Genomic DNA, 15354 nt, shown 5'->3' on the forward strand with positions numbered 1-15354 from the left:
GAACGAGCCGTAAGGCTCATTCGTCGTGCGCATACTCGTTTCTCTTGCTTTTGCGGCAGGGCTGGCGTTTTTTATACTTTGATTTGTTTTACTGCTTTATACACCCCAAAACTCACCACTGCGCTGATTATTTTGTCGGTCAGGTTGGTGAGAACGCCCGCGTAATATGTCGCGAAAGTCAGGTTCGGAACTACGATAAAAATTCCCTGCACGCTGGAATCCACGTTAGGGCTTGTTGCGCTCGCAAATAAAAGGCTAACAAGCACATTGCCCGAAATTGCGTTCGTGATTGCGCTCCAAAGCCCTGCCCACAAAAACGTGCCGATTGGAAGCTGTGCCTTGTCATTCCGAACTTGCCCGCTTGCGTTATTGCGGTCGCTTTGTTTCGGAATCTTGTATTTTCTGAAAGTGAAATACGCACACACCGCCGTAAGAACATGGCAGAGCGTGAACGGAAGCGAAGTGTTGTAAAAAATCCAGAGCGCGCCGTTTGAAAGAACTGCGCACGCAATTCCTGCCCAAAGTCCGCACAGAGCCGTTACCGCAAGGGTGAGGACAGAATCAAGGTAAAGCGGAAGCGTGATGTTCCGCGCCAGAACCGAGCCGAAGAAGTTTGCGATAAAGGCAATGATTATGCAGAGAGCGGAAAACAACAGTGTCATGCCGAATTTATAATGACTTTTAGTTTTCAAAACAGCACCCCAATATTTTTTGCGAACTCAATCAGCTCAAGCCTGTCGTGAACATTCAGTTTCTGGTAAATTATCGAACGCTGATTTATGACAGTCTTTTCCTTTTTGCCAAGCATTTTTGCGATTTCGTCGGTTTCTTTTTTCTGCGCAAGGAGCGAGAAAACTTCCTGCTCAGATTTTGTGAGCGACTTGTAATCCATGTAAGAAAATTTTTCATCCAGAACGTTATCCGGAGAAATCATCTGCTGCATGATGCGGCTTGCCGCGCTGTTGAAGCAGGTTTTTCCGCTGGCAACGGTCAGAATCGCGTTTTCAAGCTCTTCAATCTCGGCGTTTTTTGTGACATAGCCCTGAACGCCAGCCTTTAGCGACCGCTCAATGTGAATCGGGTCTGCGTACATCGTAAAAATGATTGCCTTTAAGTCCGCCTTGATTTTTCGGAACGCCTTTAATGCCGAAAGTCCGTCTTTGCTTTCGTCCTCAAGATTCAAGTCGATTATCGCAAGCGAGATTTCGGAATTTTCGCGCAGGATTTTTTCGCTTTCTTCACGATTTGTTGCATAGAAAAATTTCAGTCTGCCATTTTTTTGAGAAAGAAGAAAGCCGATTCCGTCACGAAGTCCCGCATGGTCGTCAAGAAACAGGATTTTTAATTGAGATTGCAACTGTCGTTCCTCCGTCATTTATGAATTCTACCGTGCCGCCAAGCTTTTGAACACGCTCGCGGATGTTGTTCAGCCCCCAGTGCTTGCGTTGCGCGTTTTTTCCATCAGATTTTTGTGATTCAACCGCCTCTTCCAAAAATCCTTTTCCGTTGTCGCTGATGGAAAATCGCATTTCGTCCACGACATCGGTGATTCTCACTTTTACTTCTGTCGCGTTTGCGTGCCGAGCGATATTGCTCAATGCTTCCTGCAGAATGTGAAGTATTTCCACCTGGGATTCACTTTTGAGCTTTCCGAGAAAATCCGAAGTGATGATTGTCGTCGTTTTGATTTCGTGATTCGCTTCAAAGGCCGCAAGCGTTTTTTTGATGAGAGATTCAAAATCCTCGTCAAATTCAAGGCGCGAAGAGTCAATCAGGTAGCGGACTTCGCTCAAGGCACGGTCGGTGTAAAAAGCCGCTTTATCATCGTCGCCTTTTTTGTGGTAGATTTTAATCGCCGCCAAATCCTGTGCCACGCCGTCGTGAAGGGTGCGGCTTAAATTTTTCTGTTCCTCGCTGATTGCTTCCCGCCGCTCAAATTCCGCCTTTTGGGAAATCTTTTTTGTGATTATAACGCCCAGCGCAATCAAAAACAGAATCGCAGAAAAATATAAAAAACTGTCGTAGCCGAATGCAATTCCTCTCTGACTTTTATGGATTTCGTTCTGAAACTGCGAAAGTTCTATCGCAAAAGCGCCGCCCGTGTCCGAAAGCACGAGTGAACGGAGCGACTGGAATTTCTGCGAAAGATTTTTATCAAAGTAAGTGTATGGAACGCAATCTTTTTCAATCTCAGAAATATCCAGCTCCGATTGTTGAATCTCGATAAACTTCTGGTCAAGGCTGTCAAACTTCTTCATCGCCTGCGACTTGAAAACTGCCGTGGAAGAAAAAGTCATCACCGCAATAAAAATGAGGATGTATTCAATGTAAAGCGGCCGTGAAAATTGCATGGCAAAAATTATATCACATCAAGGGGCTTTGCGTTCAGGAAAAAATCCCGAATCTTTTAGCCATTCCTGAATGCCCATATACCTGACACCGTTTTCATCCTGCCACGGAATTATAGGCTCTTTTACAAGCACAAGCTTTGAAAATGAATCCTTTATGCGCGAAAAGGAATTGGTTTCCTGAAGCCGCTTTTCTTCGTCCGCAACAGAGAGCGCAACCTGTATGTAAATGCGTTCGTTCCCTCGGTTTGCCACAAAATCAACTTCAAGCTTAGTTCGGATGCTCTGCCCCAAAGAATTCTTTGAGTTATATTCCACCGCGCCCACATCAACATCATAGCCACGGATTTTAAGCTCGTTAAAAACAATGTTTTCCATTATGTGATTTTCTTCCTGCTGGCGGAAATTCAACCTTGCGTTTCGAAGCCCCACATCTTCATAAAAATACTTGTAAAGCGCGCCAATATGCTTTTTCCCTTTTATGTCATAGCGCTTTAGCTTTTCAACCATAAAGGCTTCCTCAAAATAATCAAGGTAAGTTTGAACCGTCGCGTCATCAATTTTAGTTTTCTTGACGCTCTTGAAAGTGTTTGAGAGCGTGGTCGAATTCACAAGCGAGCCTACAGACGACGCCGTAAAATCGAGCAAATCATCAAGGACAGATTTTTCTGACAGGATTTTATTCCGAGCCATCACATCAGACAAGTATATTTTATCAAACAAATCATGCAGGTATTTTGCCTTGTCCTGCGGTGAATTCAAACTGAGCAGGAAGGGCATTCCGCCAAAAGTAAGATATTCCTGCCATGAGTTCCCGCCTTTATAGCCTACGCAAAATTCTGAAAAAGAAAGCGGATGAACGCGGATTTCGTCACCACGACCGCGGAATTCCGTAAGAATGTCGGAAGACAGCATTTTTGAGTTTGAGCCGGTTACATAAATGTCAACATTCGGAAGCTTCATAAGCCCGTTCAAAACATCGACAAAGGTAATCGTTTCGTCGCTGTCCGGCAAATAAGGATTTTTAATCTCGGCGACTTTCTGAATCTCGTCCAAAAAAACATAATGCATTTTTGATTTGCCTTTAATAAGCGAGCGGATATGTTTTCCAAGCTCTAGCGGATTGCGGTACTGCGCGTTCAAGTCGTCGTCCAAAGCAAGCTCAATAATATGATTGTCGTCAACACCGATTGAATTCAAATACTGATGGTAAAGAGTGAACAAAAGATAAGATTTGCCGCACCGACGGATACCGGTAATGACTTTGACGAGAGAATTTTCTTTTCTGCGCTTTAACGCGTCCAAATAAACAGGCCGTTCCATATTATAACTTTCGGAAAAATTGCGTATTTCTACAATATTTCCGAAAGTTACAATAACGCATTTTAACGATTATGTAAAGGCAAATGGATGTTAAGCAAAACTGTATAAAATGCCGCCAAAAAAATCGGGAAAAAATCCCGACCCAACGCGGGAAAATTACTCATGACAGCAGAAAGTTTCGGAAATAAAATAATCTAAACAAATATTCTGAACTTTTGCTGCGAGGAGAAGATTGTGCCTGAAAAACTTAAAAAAGAACTGAATCTACAGAAGATTTTCATTGATTTTGCGATTTTATTGAACGAACGCTTTTCAAAAATCAGTAAAACCCTTGATTCCGTTTCAGAAGACACAATACGCTCAATTTCAGAAGACACGATACGCTATCTTTTTTTTCATGCTTGTACTCAAAACGGAATAAAGCCGAATGAAATTGATTTAGAAGAAAAGGGAACTTTTGATTGTACAGGAAGCGAAGAACTTGAGCTTGATATGCACATCGAAGAAAATGCGATAATTCCATCTATTGCCGCTGAATTCAAGTATCACAGACAAGAAGGCTCTACTCCAGAGAAATTTGACTGGGCAGGAAATTTAATCAGAGATTTCAATCGCCTGAAAAAATCTAAACGTGGAGAAAAAAGACTTTCCATTTATATCGCAAGTCCTCAAATGCAAGCTAAATACAAAAAGAGGAAGGATTGGGGTTCATTTATGAATGAACTTATGTCTTTTCCAGAAGGAGAAAAAAGAAAATTCTCTTTGCCAGAAGGGGTAAGCACAACATTCAAGGAAAAGACCAAATTGGCTAAAAATTCGACAGAATATTTTACTGAAACAGATATTGTCTGTCGTTTTAGCAAAGAACTCGCCAGCGGTAACAATGGCAAAGAAAAGTTCGCTTTGCGAATCTTTGAAATATTAAATTAAAACTTCGGAAATAACCGAAAAAAAGGAGAAAATATATGGCAATTTTAGTATGCGAAAATTGTGGCAGAAGATTTTCTGATAGCACAAAATATTGGACAAGCAATGGTCGGGATTTTTGTTGTGAAGCCTGTGTTGATGAATTTAATCATAAGCAGGAAATGAGAAAAGAGGATATAAAAGCCTCTTGGCATACCTGTGCGTATTGTGGGGAAAAAATTGATCCAAACAACGGTTGGGGAGAAACATTTCAGAATGGTAAATGGTATCACGGTGATTGTTGGGAAAATGAGAGAGATACCTGCATTTGTAAAAACTGCGGAAAAAAATATATTAACAATTGGCATAATGATGGATATTCTGATGATTTCTGTAGCTATGCATGTGAAAAAGAATACAGAAAAAAGCAAGAAGAAGAAGCTGCCGCAAAAGAGAAAGCCGAGAAAGAACGAAAAGCAAAAGAAGAGTTGGAAGCACGCCGAAAAAAGCGGCAGGATGCAATGGCAAAATGTGTTGAAATTGACGGTGCATACTACAGTCCTGACAAAACAACGCTTGTCGGTGTAAATGAAACTGTTCGCCGCTTTACAGTTTTAGATGGCGTTGTTGAAATTGCCGAAGACGCTTGTTTTGAATGTAAAGACTTAAAATCAATTACGCTGCCAAATACCCTTGAAGAAATTGGAGAACATGCATTTCAAGAGTGTACATCGCTTTCTTCTATCACCATTCCTAAAAGTATAAAAAAAATTGGTAAAGGTGCTTTTTTTAAATGCGAATCCATTGAACAAGCTGTATTTGAAGAAGGTGTAGCGACAATTGGCGAACATGCTTTTCAGGCGTGTACATCACTTTCTTCCGTAAATATTCCAGGAAGTGTAAAAGAGATTGGAAAAGCTGCATTTGCAATATGTGAATCACTTGAAAAAGTTGTAATTGAAGATGGTGTAAAGGCAATCAGCGAATATGCTTTTCAAGGCTGTAAGTCGTTAAAAGAAATTACCTTGCCAAAGTCAGTAACAACACTCAAAAGCTATGCACTTTCAATAACAGGATTCGACTCGTTTGAAATTCCAGAAACAATCGCAGAGCTTGGAGACTATGTCTTCTGGAAATGTGAAAATTTAAAATATGTATCTATTCCTAACAGCATAAAAACAGCAGGAGAATGCATTTTTGCTGAATGTAAAGCTTTGGAATCAGTTGATATTGCCGAAGGTGTAAACGAACTTTGGGAACATATGTTCCAAGAATGTACAGGTCTTAAAGCTATTGAACTTCCAACTTCTGTTACTAAAATCAAAAAATATGCTTTTTCAAAAACAGGTTTTGAGTCGTTTGAGATTCCTGATACAATCACCGAACTTGGAAATGGTGTTTTCTGGGAATGCGAGAGTTTAAGCTCTGTATCTATTCCTAACAGTATCAAAACTTTTGGTGAATCTGTTTTCTCTGAATGCCCGTCATTGAAGAGCGTAAACATAGCCGAAGGTGTAAAATCGCTTGGAGAAGAGACATTCTCTGAATGTACAGCGTTGGAAACAATCAGCTTGCCAGAAGGAATAACAGAGCTTGAAGGAAAACTGTTTTATAAGTGTAAGAAACTTAAATCAGTAAAGATCCCAAACTCAGTTACAAAAATTGGAGATGCATTTGAATACTGCGAATCTATTACTTCTGTTGATGATATACTCTTAAAGATTGAGGAATTGGGAGAAAGAGCTTTCAAGGATACTGGAATCACAGAATTAACAATCCCTGTAAACATTAAAAAAATCGGTGACTTTGCGTTCCAAAGTTGTAAGTCATTGAAGAAAGTTTCCATCGCAGAAGGAATAACAGAATTAGGCACAGATGTGCTCTCGTTCTGTTATGCTCTTTCAGATATAAAACTTCCATCAAGCATAAAGGAACTTCAAAAAAGAACGTTTGGCTATTGTTACTCTTTGACTTCTATAAATATTCCGCAGGGAGTAGCAAAAATCAATGAGGCATTCTGCAACTGTATTTCCTTAAAATCTATATCTTTGCCACAAAACATTAAGGAAATAAATGGAAGCTTTAACATGTGCTTTTCTTTGCAATCTGCAAGTGTTAGTGGAAAAACAGAGATAAAGGATTCATTTGTCGGCTGTCTTTCTTTACGAAAGATTCCTGTTACCGGCGGCGGATATAAGGACAACTCTGAATACAATCCAGAAAGAGCAAAAGAAGCATTCAGCAATGCGTTGGAATGTGCAGGAGATGATAACTTAAAACTATCGTTTGGCAATAGCAAAGGTTCTTTTAATTTCTCTTCAGGCACTTCCATCTTAAACAGAGGCTTTTGGGCAAATTGGAGCAATCCGAAAAAGATTGGTTTCATAATTCTCAATCTCTTCACTTATTTTATTCCGCTTATTCTTGTGCTTATTTGCCACAAAATACCATTCAAGGTTCTCTGGCAGAAAAAATGGTTCAAAATCGCTACAGCCGCAGTTGGGGCAGTTCTGGTAATCTGTATCGCAAACAATGCGATTCAAAATCATAAGTCACAGAAAGCCTATGAGCGAAGTTTTGAAAAATGGCGAATCTATGAAGGTGAAACAAAGCCGTTCACAAACGCTTACCGCAGATTCGCGCTTTCTGAAAATGAGCTTCGCCTTGTTAGAATTGACGTGCTTTCTGACGAAAAGCTTAAAAGCGAAACAGATTCTCTTAAACGCTCCCATGACAGCACCCCAAGAAAATTTGTTCCGCTGAACAAAGAAATAAAATCTTGGCTTATGGAAAATCTTGAAGGTCTTTTCCCTGCCGATTCAAAATCCATAGTAAAAATTCAGCTAGATGATTCTGAGGGTGAAATCAGCAAAGCTAAAGCAGAAAAAGAAAAAATCGCGAATCCAAGAGGTATCTTTACCATTACAACAACAAGCGACGGAAAGATAAAGGATATTGCGGATAAAACAGGCTTAGGTTTTTATGACTATAGAATAAAATAAGACCAAGCATCACATTCGGCAGGATTTTTCGTTTTCGGAAAATTCTGCCGTTATTTTTTTTCAATAAAGGATCAACAATATGCCAGAAACTCGTCAGCAAGAATTCGTCGGAAAAATCAAAAAATGCCCTAATTGTGGGCAACCTTTTCAGAGCTTTAAGATAAAATGTCCTTCATGCGGATTTGAGTTCTCTGGAATTGAAGCAGTAAAGTCAGTAAAAGATTTCTTTTATGTTTATCAAAGGGAAAATAACAAATGGCAGAGGCTTGAACTCATAAAGAATTTTCCTGTTCCGAATTCAAAAGAAGATATTCTTGAATTCGCTATTCTCGCAAGTCAGCAGACAAAATCGCTCGCAAATTCTCAAAGCTCAAAACTGAACTTACAAAACTATATGATGAGCACATTGAATGAACAGGGCGGCATTCTTGGAGCATATAAGAATGTTTTTACAGGAAATCAAAATCAGAATAAAGTAAGCCAGGAAGATTTTTACATCGCATGGAAAAATAAGCTTGAGCAGATTCAGTTAAAAGCGAAGCTTACATTCGGTGAAGACAAGGAAGATTTTGAGCAGCTTTCAAAAATAGTCAGCGAAGCATTTGAGGAAGTAAATAATCTTCAAAAAAAGCAAAAAGCTACAAAAAAGAAAATCATAACCATGACAGTTATTTCTTTTATTTTTCTCATCGTATTCGCTCTTGCACCTATTGTCTTTTTGAAAAAAACAGGCCAGTTGGATTTTACCCCACGAGAAACTGAAAATGCTCGTCTTGAAAGTCTGATGTCTGAAATTCAGTCAGAAATAAAAGCCGGGGACTATGATTCAGCGGAACTGAAACTAATGGAATTACGTTGGAAAGAAGGGGCTTCTGATAACAAATATTATCAGTCTGAAAGAGAAATATGGAATTCCAAGCGGGAATTACTTCAAAAACAGATAGACTCAAAACGAAGAGGTGGCAAATAATGGGAATCTTCAAAAATAAAAAAGAAGGCGGTTTGATGGATGTCATCCGCTGTGATGAAAAAGATTATTTGATTTGGAAATGGAGGCCTGATGTTGACGAGGCGGAAAATCTTTCCAAAAAAGAAAATGCAATCCGCTACGGTTCTTCTTTGCGCGTAAAAGATGGTGAGGTTGCTGTTTTCGTTTATGCACAAAAAGACGGAAAAATGCAGGATTTTATTGAAGGCCCCTTTGACGATACGATTAAGACTGCGAATTTTCCTGTTCTTTCTTCGATTGTAGGTCTTGCTTTCGGCGGATCATCCCCTTTTCAGGCAGAAATTTACTTCATCAACCTTGCAAAAATAAATCAAGTTCAGTTCGGAGTTCCGTACTTTGATGTGGCAGACCCGCGATTTATGGATTTCGCAGTTCCTGTCGCAGTCCGAGGGGTGATTAACTTCAAGATTACCGATTACAAAGAATTTATAAAACTTCACAGGCTTGTTGAATTCAATCTTCAAGATTTTCAGACTCAGATTCGCTCCGCAGTCAAAAGATATGTAAAAGAACTTGTTACAAATATTCCGAGCGAAAAAGGGCTTCCTGTGATTCAGCTTGAACGAAAAATCCGCGAGATTAACGAAGGCGTAAACCAGCTTGTAAAACCACGGCTTCAAAATGATTTTGGAGTTAGCGTAACTGAAGTTGATATTTCAGAAATTGAGATTGATAAAACAAGCGACGGCTATCAAAAACTCATGAGCGTTACACAAAACGTAACCATGCAGACTACTTTGGCTCAGGCAGCTGTAAACATCAAACAGATGCAGGACATGCAGAGAGTTCAAATCGAAGAAATGCAGCGCGCTCAGAGATTGCAGACTGAAAGCGCAAATATTTCGGCTCATCAGCTTAATCAGCAGACAGCGGTTGGAATTGCAAATGCAGAAGCATTCGGCAAAATGGGCACGAACGGCGGCGGAGAAATAAATATCGCAGGAAACGGATTCAACCCGGCAGGAATGATGGTTGGAATGTCACTTGGAAGTGTACTCGGTCAGAATATGGCGGGAATGATGAGCGGAATTCTTGGAAGCAGCGCAAAGCAAGTTCAGACTTCCGTTCCTCCTGTTCCTTCTATGTATAATGTCGCCGTGAACGGAAAGCCGACGGGACCTTATACGGTTACGGCGTTGGCTCAGATGGTGGCAAGCGGTCAGCTTACAAAAGAAAGTCTTGTCTGGAAGCAAGGCATGGAAAACTGGCAGAGTGCTGGAACTGTGGCAGAACTTTCGGCTTTGTTCGGAACAAATGTTCCTCCGATTCCGCCTGTTTCGTCGGCAAACTAAAAATGTTCTATAGGAGTTTTTATGAAAGTCAACTGGTTTTTGCTTTTTATAGCGTTTGCAATTTCAGCCCTAATCGGCTACGGGTTTTGGGCAGGAACAGAAAATCTTTATCTCGTAATTGGCTCAACTTTTGTGTCGTTTATAACGCTTTCTGGAATTCTTGCAGTTTCTTTCGGTCGGGGAAGCGGCAATCTAAAAGCTCTTTCAGTGTGCTTTTTTGCATTCAGTCTTATCGAGCATCTGATTTTCGCATTTGCAGGATTTCGACAAGCACCATATATAATCATCACAGGAATTTTGGTTCTGGTCTACGCGATGATTTTTTACCTCGTCGCAAAAAATTTGTAGACGGAGACTCAATCAGAGGTCTTTTATGTTTAAGGTAAACATTCTTCACGGTTGGCTTGGCGTTGAAAACGAAGGTGTATTCAATGAAAACGCAATATCAGAAATGGAGACGGAGACTTTTTAAGCGAGGCGGCACTTTTGGTAAAAGGCTGTGGCTCTCTTGAATATTTTTGTGATTTGATAAAAAAGAGTCTGGGTAAAGATTAGACGAGGTTGAAAAATATGGCAGAAATACAAGGGGAAAAAGACAAGGCTCAAACATACATCAGAAAAATGGAGCTGAATGTCAGCACGATTGAAAATTGCATAGAGGATTTAGTCACGCCTGTCGCTGCACTAAGAAAGAAATTTTCAGGCTACAAAGGTGAAGAAAAATACAAAGAGGCAAAAGCGGAGCTAGACGAAGCAAAAACAATTTTCTTTGAAATTAAGGAGGATTACAAGCTTGCTCTTTCTCGAGTATCTAATTTTACAAAAATGGAAAATGCACCACGAAAGCAGTTTTATCAGAAACGGCTTATAAAGGCTGTCGGAAAAATAGAAAAACTTTTAAGTGAGTTACATACTGGAACTAAAACGGAGGCAAAATAAATGACAGAAGACGGAGAACTCTCTCAAAGTGAAATGGACGAGCTTTTTAGTAAAATAGAAAGCGTACCGACACAGGACACAAGCGTTTCTGACCCGTTTTTAAATAATGTGTCAAAGCGACTTGTTGCGGATATGCCTGTCTATTTTAATACAGCACTTGGAACTTCTTTTAGTTTTTCTTTAGGCTCTCTTGATAAAATCACTTATGAATCATTTTTGCGTTCTGTTTCTAACCGCACAATAATGACTTTTGCAAAATGGGGAAATAAAATTGTTCTTGTAGAAGTAGATTCGCTTTTGTTTGGAGCAATTTACTATCGCCGCACGCTTCATTTTTTGCATGAACAGTTTGTAGGCGAATCGGAAGAAAGGAATCTTCTCATAAAACAATTGATTTCTGAAATAGAAGAAAAAGGCTTTCACGAATTCACGGACGGCGAAATTCTGGAAATGCAGGAAACTGTTACAAAGCCCGTTTTACAACTTTTGTACAGGGCTTTTACCTGTTGCGGAAAAACAAATCTTCCAGATTATTCAGAAATAAAAACGGTTCAGTATCCTTCGTTGTTTCAAAATCTTCTTCTGCCACAAAAAGCAGGAATCGCGCTTGCAATAGAAAGCGCCATTAACGGAAGCTCTGGCTTCATAAATATTTTTATGGATTTGTAAATAAGGAGGGAAAAATGGTAATAGTTGAAACGTTTAAGCTCTCAGATTTTGTGATTGAATGTGAGGATAATTACATCAATCTTTTGTATTCTTTTTATCCAAAACAGAGCGATTCCAAGATTGCAGAGATTTCAATTCCGCCTTTTTGCGTTGGCAAGGCAAAACTCGGCGTATTTTTAAGGGATTTTAGCGTTCTGCTCAATGAAATGCTTGTAAAATGGGACAAGGAAGTTGTCGCGCGTCTTTTTACTGAGGCAATGCAAAAACTTTTTCCCGATGACATGGCGGATTTTGAGCTTGGCTTTTACGAAATACGCGGCTATCTGTACTGCACGATTCAATTCAGCGAGGAAGGACACAAAAAGGCTTTTGGCCGCGGCTGGAAAGGAACTGCTTTGGCGAAGGAGCTTTCTTTTGCATTTATACCACCAAAGCGGACTATGTTCCAGAAAACAGACCCTGCAATAGAAGAGGCGGCAAAACAGCTTGAAGCAATAAGGCGACACCCGCGCCGAACAACCAGCCTTCGCGAATATATTGAAGCAGGTGAAGATGAAGGGCATCTCTAGAAATCCACTTTTGTGGATTCCTAGAGATTGCCGCCGAGTTTTAATTCCTGAAAATAGCAGGAATTAAAACGTCGCATTTTCAAAGTTATCTCTAAAAATTGCAATTTTTAGAGATTCCATGAACATAAAGATGAAAACAAGGGGAAATAAATGACCGAAGCTGAATTTTTTGAAAAGATAAAGCTTTCCGCACAAAATTATAAGGCAAAAAGCGACAGTGAAGCTAAAGATGAAAATCCAATTTCCTGGAAAAAAGCGACCTATCACGCTCTTTATAACATTGCTCCAGGAATGGCGGCAGACAGCCTTGTTATGACACGGCGTAAATCAGGCTCTTTGGACTCAAGCTCAGACGGCTCTTGGGAAGACGACGAAACATCACAGGAAATTACAAGAACATTTATGAAGCTTTTCATAGAAAAATACGGGAGCCTTGATTCAGTTTTGGAAAAAGAAAAGTCAAACACGAAAATCAAAAAGAAAAAACAAAAAAACAGACGGCATGGAAAAAAGAAGCACGCGAAATGCAAGAAAGACTTTCTTCTGTCTGGAGTGACGTGCAGAAAACCTTTAGCCAGATAAATCCTGCTGACGAAAACAGAAAAGACGCTCTTTCTACGCTCACAGGACTTTATGTTCTTTATGACGATTGTGATAACGTAGAAGTTATGGAGATTTTAAAAGCAATCCAAACTCTGTTCTGTTTTTCAGATTCAGAAATCGAAAAAGAGAAAAAAAGGAATGACGAAAAATCTAAAGAGGAAACAAATGGAGCAGAATAATACGCAAACTGTAAGCGGAACGCTTGTCAATCTGAATGTCTTAAAAACTTTTAAGGAAAAGCATTTTGCCACGGCGACCTTGCACGGTGAAAAAAAATCTTATTCGCTGATTTTTATGCCAAAAATCTGGGAAGAAATTGGTGAGAAAATAAAAGACGGAAATTTCTATTCGTTTGAAGCGGTAGAAAATAAAATGGAAAATGAAACAAAATATGCAGTTTCTAACTTAGCATAAGGAGGGGCAAAAATGGAAAAGTCTGCCTCAGAAAAAATCGCGCAGGTTCACGAGGACAGAAAATTTCTTCGCAAGCTGATTCTGGAAGAAGCCGAAAAACATGGGAATGAGGTAAAAGCAAATGTCCTCTTTGAGCTTGACTCTGAAAATTTCGGGCTTGAAAATGAGGGCGAAATGTTGCTCCGCCGTTTTGAAGCTGAAATTGAAAATCTGATTCAGAATTTTTACAAGAAGAATGTCTGCGAATCTGGCCATGCCGTTCACCGCTCGTTTCTTGCCATAGGAGAAGAGTCACGCCGCCAGATTGAAGCCCGCTTGATTACAGAACGAAAAGACTCGCTCCGTGAGGCTCTGAAAAATGAATTGTGGACTTTTTCGGAGCTGCTTCTTCTCGGAGACCGTGATATTCAAAAGGTTCTCCGTGAAACTGATAACGGAACACTCGCAAAAGCCCTTAAAATTTCTGACTTCAACATTCAGGATAAAATCTACCGCAATATGTCAAAAAAGGCAGCCGCAAATCTCCGCGAAGAAATAGAATATATGGAACCAATCCGCCTGATTGATGCCCGTGCTGCCCAGGACGAAATAATACGGATTATGGCACGGCTAGAAGAACAAGGCGAAATTGTGCTTGTTCGGAATCGGGATGAAAGAATGCTAGAATAGAATCCGAATGGACGTGAGCAACGAAGTGAGAGCGAGGTAGAAGCGGTTCAGACACAGCCTTCACCGAGCCTCGCTCAACCGCGAAGCGGGCTGGAACGAGGGGGAGACTTCCCCCTTTTGTATTTCCTTACAGCCCCCTTTCCTTAAGCCATTTTTCTATGTGGTCGGCAAAATAGATGACCATGGGGATTTTTGCCGCGAGGAATTTTTTGTATTCTTCGCTTCCCACTACGGGCGTTCCGCCCGGCTCGATTGCAACAATTGCCGCCATGTTCTCTGTGTCGGTCTGCCAGCCAACCCGTCCGCCCTGGGAATGGGTGATGTAGATTGCTTTTTTTCCTGTCATTTCCCTTGCGTCTGAAAGGACTTTGCTCAAGACTTCGCCAAAAAGTTTTTCGTCATAGTCACCGGTGTTGGGTGTCATCTGACGAAAAAAACTGGTTCTGGGCTTTCTCTCCTTCCGGGAGAGCAAAATCCTTACGGAAAATATTTCACAGGGCAGAGCTATCTTGCGCAAGTCTCAAAAGAGCAGATTCCTGTCTTCAATGTGACCTTCGAGCCGGGCTGCCGAAACAACTGGCACATCCACAATGCAAAATCTGGCGGCGGACAAATGCTTATCTGCGTGGGTGGCCGTGGCTGGTATCAGGAAGAGGGAAAAGAGGCCGTGGAACTGCTTCCCGGAAGCGTGGTAAACATTCCCGCCGGAGTAAAGCACTGGCATGGAGCGGCCGCAGATTCTTGGTTCAGCCATCTTGCGCTGGAGATTCCCGGTGAGGAAGGCAGCACGACTTGGTGCGAAAAAGTCAGCGATGAGGATTATGGGAAATTGAAGTGATGGAGGATGGGGGAAGTCTGTCCACCTGAGAACAGGTTGTAGCGCATTGCACGAAAGTGCAATGCCGGCTATGAAGTGTTGCTAGTCTTTATCCATTTTTACGGTTCTCATCGTTCTTTGCATTAAAAGCAGCAAGTTCGTCTGTGGTCATTTGTTTCGTAAGATCAGCACTTTGCGTTATTGTTAATGTGTAGTCTCCGTCAGAAAGAGATATTGACTGGTCGTTGGATTCATCATCAGATGAATTTTCGTTTGAGCATCCAAAGAATGCACAAGTCAAAGCCATTGCGGCAAGAATTGCCACGATTTTAAGATTTTTTTTCATGTTTTCGGCTTTCAGGTTAAAAAAGAAACTTTCACAGGAAAAATTTGCCGAATTAACTCAATTAGACAGAACCTATATTTCTGGTTTGGAAAGAGGAAAAGGAAATCCAGCGGCAGACAGGCTTTGACACGGTGGAAATCGAACTTGAACATCCTTACTCGTCAAATTATAATACAGTCTTGAAAGAGGCTCAGCGCGACCAGCACAAGCAGGCCCGCCCCGCTCTCAAAACCAGAATCGATGCGAAAAAATGGGCGGAATACGGCAGAATCATCATCGGCTATCCCAACTGGTGGGCGAGCATCCCCATGCCTGTTGCCACGCTCCTTGAAAGCTACGATTTTTCAGGGAAGACGATTCTTCCATTCTGCTCCCACGGCGGAGGCAGGTTCGGGCAGAGCATCACCGCCATTTCAAAACTCGCCCCGAATGCGAAAATCGGCGACGG

General features: G+C 41.0%; 21 protein-coding genes. 15 read left to right on the top strand and 6 right to left on the bottom strand.

What is annotated here, in order from left to right; all coding sequences use genetic code 11:
• Window positions 1-71 precede the first annotated feature (71 nt).
• From B2089_RS01010 to B2089_RS01025, 4 genes are read right to left on the bottom strand one after another with little or no spacing between them, the layout of a single operon-like run.
• Complete coding sequence (locus tag B2089_RS01010; protein WP_296685461.1) at window positions 72-662, bottom strand: hypothetical protein; 591 nt, start codon at window positions 660-662, stop codon at window positions 72-74.
• A gap of 26 nt (window positions 663-688) precedes the next feature.
• Window positions 689-1375 (bottom strand): response regulator transcription factor, encoded by a 687-nt coding sequence (locus tag B2089_RS01015; protein WP_296324065.1) that lies wholly within the window; start codon window positions 1373-1375, stop codon window positions 689-691.
• The gene (locus B2089_RS01020) at window positions 1326-2351 is read right to left on the bottom strand and encodes a sensor histidine kinase (RefSeq protein ID WP_296324062.1); all 1026 of its coding nucleotides are present in this window, start codon (window positions 2349-2351) and stop codon (window positions 1326-1328) included. Before B2089_RS01020 ends, B2089_RS01015 begins: the two co-directional genes overlap by 50 nt.
• Window positions 2352-2369: 18 nt before the next feature.
• Window positions 2370-3671: an ATP-binding protein gene (locus B2089_RS01025; RefSeq protein ID WP_296324059.1), complete on the bottom strand. Its 1302-nt coding sequence runs from the start codon at window positions 3669-3671 to the stop codon at window positions 2370-2372.
• Window positions 3672-4163: 492 nt separating this feature from the next.
• On the opposite strand from B2089_RS01025, the gene B2089_RS01030 reads away from it, so the two are divergent.
• From B2089_RS01030 to B2089_RS01085, 12 genes are all read left to right on the top strand, one after another.
• Window positions 4164-4601, top strand: a complete 438-nt coding sequence (locus B2089_RS01030; RefSeq protein ID WP_296685466.1) for a hypothetical protein — start codon at window positions 4164-4166, stop codon at window positions 4599-4601.
• A gap of 35 nt (window positions 4602-4636) precedes the next feature.
• Window positions 4637-7579: a leucine-rich repeat domain-containing protein gene (locus tag B2089_RS01035; protein WP_296324050.1), complete on the top strand. Its 2943-nt coding sequence runs from the start codon at window positions 4637-4639 to the stop codon at window positions 7577-7579.
• Window positions 7580-7658: 79 nt separating this feature from the next.
• Window positions 7659-8549 (top strand): zinc ribbon domain-containing protein, encoded by an 891-nt coding sequence (locus B2089_RS01040; protein WP_296324047.1) that lies wholly within the window; start codon window positions 7659-7661, stop codon window positions 8547-8549.
• Entirely contained in the window at window positions 8549-9880 is a 1332-nt protein-coding gene (locus B2089_RS01045; RefSeq protein ID WP_296324045.1) for an SPFH domain-containing protein, read from the top strand. The genes B2089_RS01040 and B2089_RS01045 overlap by 1 nt, the downstream gene beginning before the upstream one ends.
• A 21-nt stretch (window positions 9881-9901) precedes the next feature.
• Window positions 9902-10228, top strand: a complete 327-nt coding sequence (locus tag B2089_RS01050) for a hypothetical protein (RefSeq protein ID WP_296324043.1) — start codon at window positions 9902-9904, stop codon at window positions 10226-10228.
• Window positions 10229-10450: 222 nt separating this feature from the next.
• Window positions 10451-10819, top strand: a complete 369-nt coding sequence (locus B2089_RS01055; RefSeq protein ID WP_296324040.1) for a hypothetical protein — start codon at window positions 10451-10453, stop codon at window positions 10817-10819.
• The gene (locus B2089_RS01060; RefSeq protein ID WP_296324037.1) at window positions 10820-11488 is read left to right on the top strand and encodes a hypothetical protein; all 669 of its coding nucleotides are present in this window, start codon (window positions 10820-10822) and stop codon (window positions 11486-11488) included. It abuts the gene before it with no gap.
• A gap of 14 nt (window positions 11489-11502) precedes the next feature.
• On the top strand, window positions 11503-12057 hold the full coding sequence (locus B2089_RS01065; protein ID WP_296324034.1) for a hypothetical protein: 555 nt from the start codon (window positions 11503-11505) through the stop codon (window positions 12055-12057).
• Between the two features lie 150 nt (window positions 12058-12207).
• The gene (locus tag B2089_RS01070) at window positions 12208-12639 is read left to right on the top strand and encodes a hypothetical protein (protein WP_296324030.1); all 432 of its coding nucleotides are present in this window, start codon (window positions 12208-12210) and stop codon (window positions 12637-12639) included.
• Window positions 12615-12839: a hypothetical protein gene (locus tag B2089_RS01075; RefSeq protein ID WP_296324028.1), complete on the top strand. Its 225-nt coding sequence runs from the start codon at window positions 12615-12617 to the stop codon at window positions 12837-12839. Before B2089_RS01070 ends, B2089_RS01075 begins: the two co-directional genes overlap by 25 nt.
• Window positions 12826-13074, top strand: coding sequence for a hypothetical protein (locus B2089_RS01080; protein ID WP_296324025.1), 249 nt, complete (start codon window positions 12826-12828; stop codon window positions 13072-13074). Before B2089_RS01075 ends, B2089_RS01080 begins: the two co-directional genes overlap by 14 nt.
• Window positions 13075-13086: 12 nt before the next feature.
• Window positions 13087-13743, top strand: coding sequence for a FliG C-terminal domain-containing protein (locus tag B2089_RS01085; RefSeq protein ID WP_296324023.1), 657 nt, complete (start codon window positions 13087-13089; stop codon window positions 13741-13743).
• A gap of 127 nt (window positions 13744-13870) precedes the next feature.
• On the opposite strand, the gene B2089_RS01090 is transcribed toward B2089_RS01085, so the two are convergent.
• The gene (locus B2089_RS01090; RefSeq protein ID WP_296324020.1) at window positions 13871-14167 is read right to left on the bottom strand and encodes a hypothetical protein; all 297 of its coding nucleotides are present in this window, start codon (window positions 14165-14167) and stop codon (window positions 13871-13873) included.
• Between the two features lie 123 nt (window positions 14168-14290).
• Between B2089_RS01090 and B2089_RS01095 the strand changes: the two genes are divergently transcribed.
• Entirely contained in the window at window positions 14291-14581 is a 291-nt protein-coding gene (locus B2089_RS01095) for a cupin domain-containing protein (RefSeq protein WP_296324017.1), read from the top strand.
• 88 nt (window positions 14582-14669) lie between these two features.
• Here the strand turns inward: B2089_RS01095 and B2089_RS01100 are convergent, their stop codons facing one another.
• Window positions 14670-14906 (bottom strand): hypothetical protein, encoded by a 237-nt coding sequence (locus tag B2089_RS01100; protein WP_296324014.1) that lies wholly within the window; start codon window positions 14904-14906, stop codon window positions 14670-14672.
• On the opposite strand from B2089_RS01100, the gene B2089_RS01105 reads away from it, so the two are divergent.
• Both B2089_RS01105 and B2089_RS01110 read left to right on the top strand, forming a co-directional pair.
• A complete protein-coding gene (locus B2089_RS01105) occupies window positions 14905-15033 on the top strand; it encodes a helix-turn-helix domain-containing protein (RefSeq protein WP_296324008.1) in 129 nt (42 codons plus the stop codon). The two genes, B2089_RS01100 and B2089_RS01105, sit on opposite strands and share 2 nt — an antisense overlap.
• A 4-nt stretch (window positions 15034-15037) precedes the next feature.
• Window positions 15038-15354: flavodoxin (locus tag B2089_RS01110; RefSeq protein ID WP_296685477.1), on the top strand; the 317-nt coding region annotated here is incomplete at its 3' end.

Origin of the sequence: Treponema sp. UBA3813 (assembly GCA_002368605.1) — a bacterium.
Taxonomy (GTDB): Bacteria; Spirochaetota; Spirochaetia; order Treponematales; family Treponemataceae; genus Treponema_D.

Coding starts and splice junctions, on each gene's coding strand:
- B2089_RS01010 (WP_296685461.1), bottom strand. CDS start 662: ATGACACTGTTGTTTTCCGCTCTCTGCATAATCATTGCCTTTATCGCA.
- B2089_RS01015 (WP_296324065.1), bottom strand. CDS start 1,375: ATGACGGAGGAACGACAGTTGCAATCTCAATTAAAAATCCTGTTTCTT.
- B2089_RS01020 (WP_296324062.1), bottom strand. CDS start 2,351: ATGCAATTTTCACGGCCGCTTTACATTGAATACATCCTCATTTTTATT.
- B2089_RS01025 (WP_296324059.1), bottom strand. CDS start 3,671: ATGGAACGGCCTGTTTATTTGGACGCGTTAAAGCGCAGAAAAGAAAAT.
- B2089_RS01030 (WP_296685466.1), top strand. CDS start 4,164: ATGCACATCGAAGAAAATGCGATAATTCCATCTATTGCCGCTGAATTC.
- B2089_RS01035 (WP_296324050.1), top strand. CDS start 4,637: ATGGCAATTTTAGTATGCGAAAATTGTGGCAGAAGATTTTCTGATAGC.
- B2089_RS01040 (WP_296324047.1), top strand. CDS start 7,659: ATGCCAGAAACTCGTCAGCAAGAATTCGTCGGAAAAATCAAAAAATGC.
- B2089_RS01045 (WP_296324045.1), top strand. CDS start 8,549: ATGGGAATCTTCAAAAATAAAAAAGAAGGCGGTTTGATGGATGTCATC.
- B2089_RS01050 (WP_296324043.1), top strand. CDS start 9,902: ATGAAAGTCAACTGGTTTTTGCTTTTTATAGCGTTTGCAATTTCAGCC.
- B2089_RS01055 (WP_296324040.1), top strand. CDS start 10,451: ATGGCAGAAATACAAGGGGAAAAAGACAAGGCTCAAACATACATCAGA.
- B2089_RS01060 (WP_296324037.1), top strand. CDS start 10,820: ATGACAGAAGACGGAGAACTCTCTCAAAGTGAAATGGACGAGCTTTTT.
- B2089_RS01065 (WP_296324034.1), top strand. CDS start 11,503: ATGGTAATAGTTGAAACGTTTAAGCTCTCAGATTTTGTGATTGAATGT.
- B2089_RS01070 (WP_296324030.1), top strand. CDS start 12,208: ATGACCGAAGCTGAATTTTTTGAAAAGATAAAGCTTTCCGCACAAAAT.
- B2089_RS01080 (WP_296324025.1), top strand. CDS start 12,826: ATGGAGCAGAATAATACGCAAACTGTAAGCGGAACGCTTGTCAATCTG.
- B2089_RS01085 (WP_296324023.1), top strand. CDS start 13,087: ATGGAAAAGTCTGCCTCAGAAAAAATCGCGCAGGTTCACGAGGACAGA.
- B2089_RS01090 (WP_296324020.1), bottom strand. CDS start 14,167: ATGACACCCAACACCGGTGACTATGACGAAAAACTTTTTGGCGAAGTC.
- B2089_RS01105 (WP_296324008.1), top strand. CDS start 14,905: ATGTTTTCGGCTTTCAGGTTAAAAAAGAAACTTTCACAGGAAAAATTT.
- B2089_RS01100 (WP_296324014.1), bottom strand. CDS start 14,906: ATGAAAAAAAATCTTAAAATCGTGGCAATTCTTGCCGCAATGGCTTTG.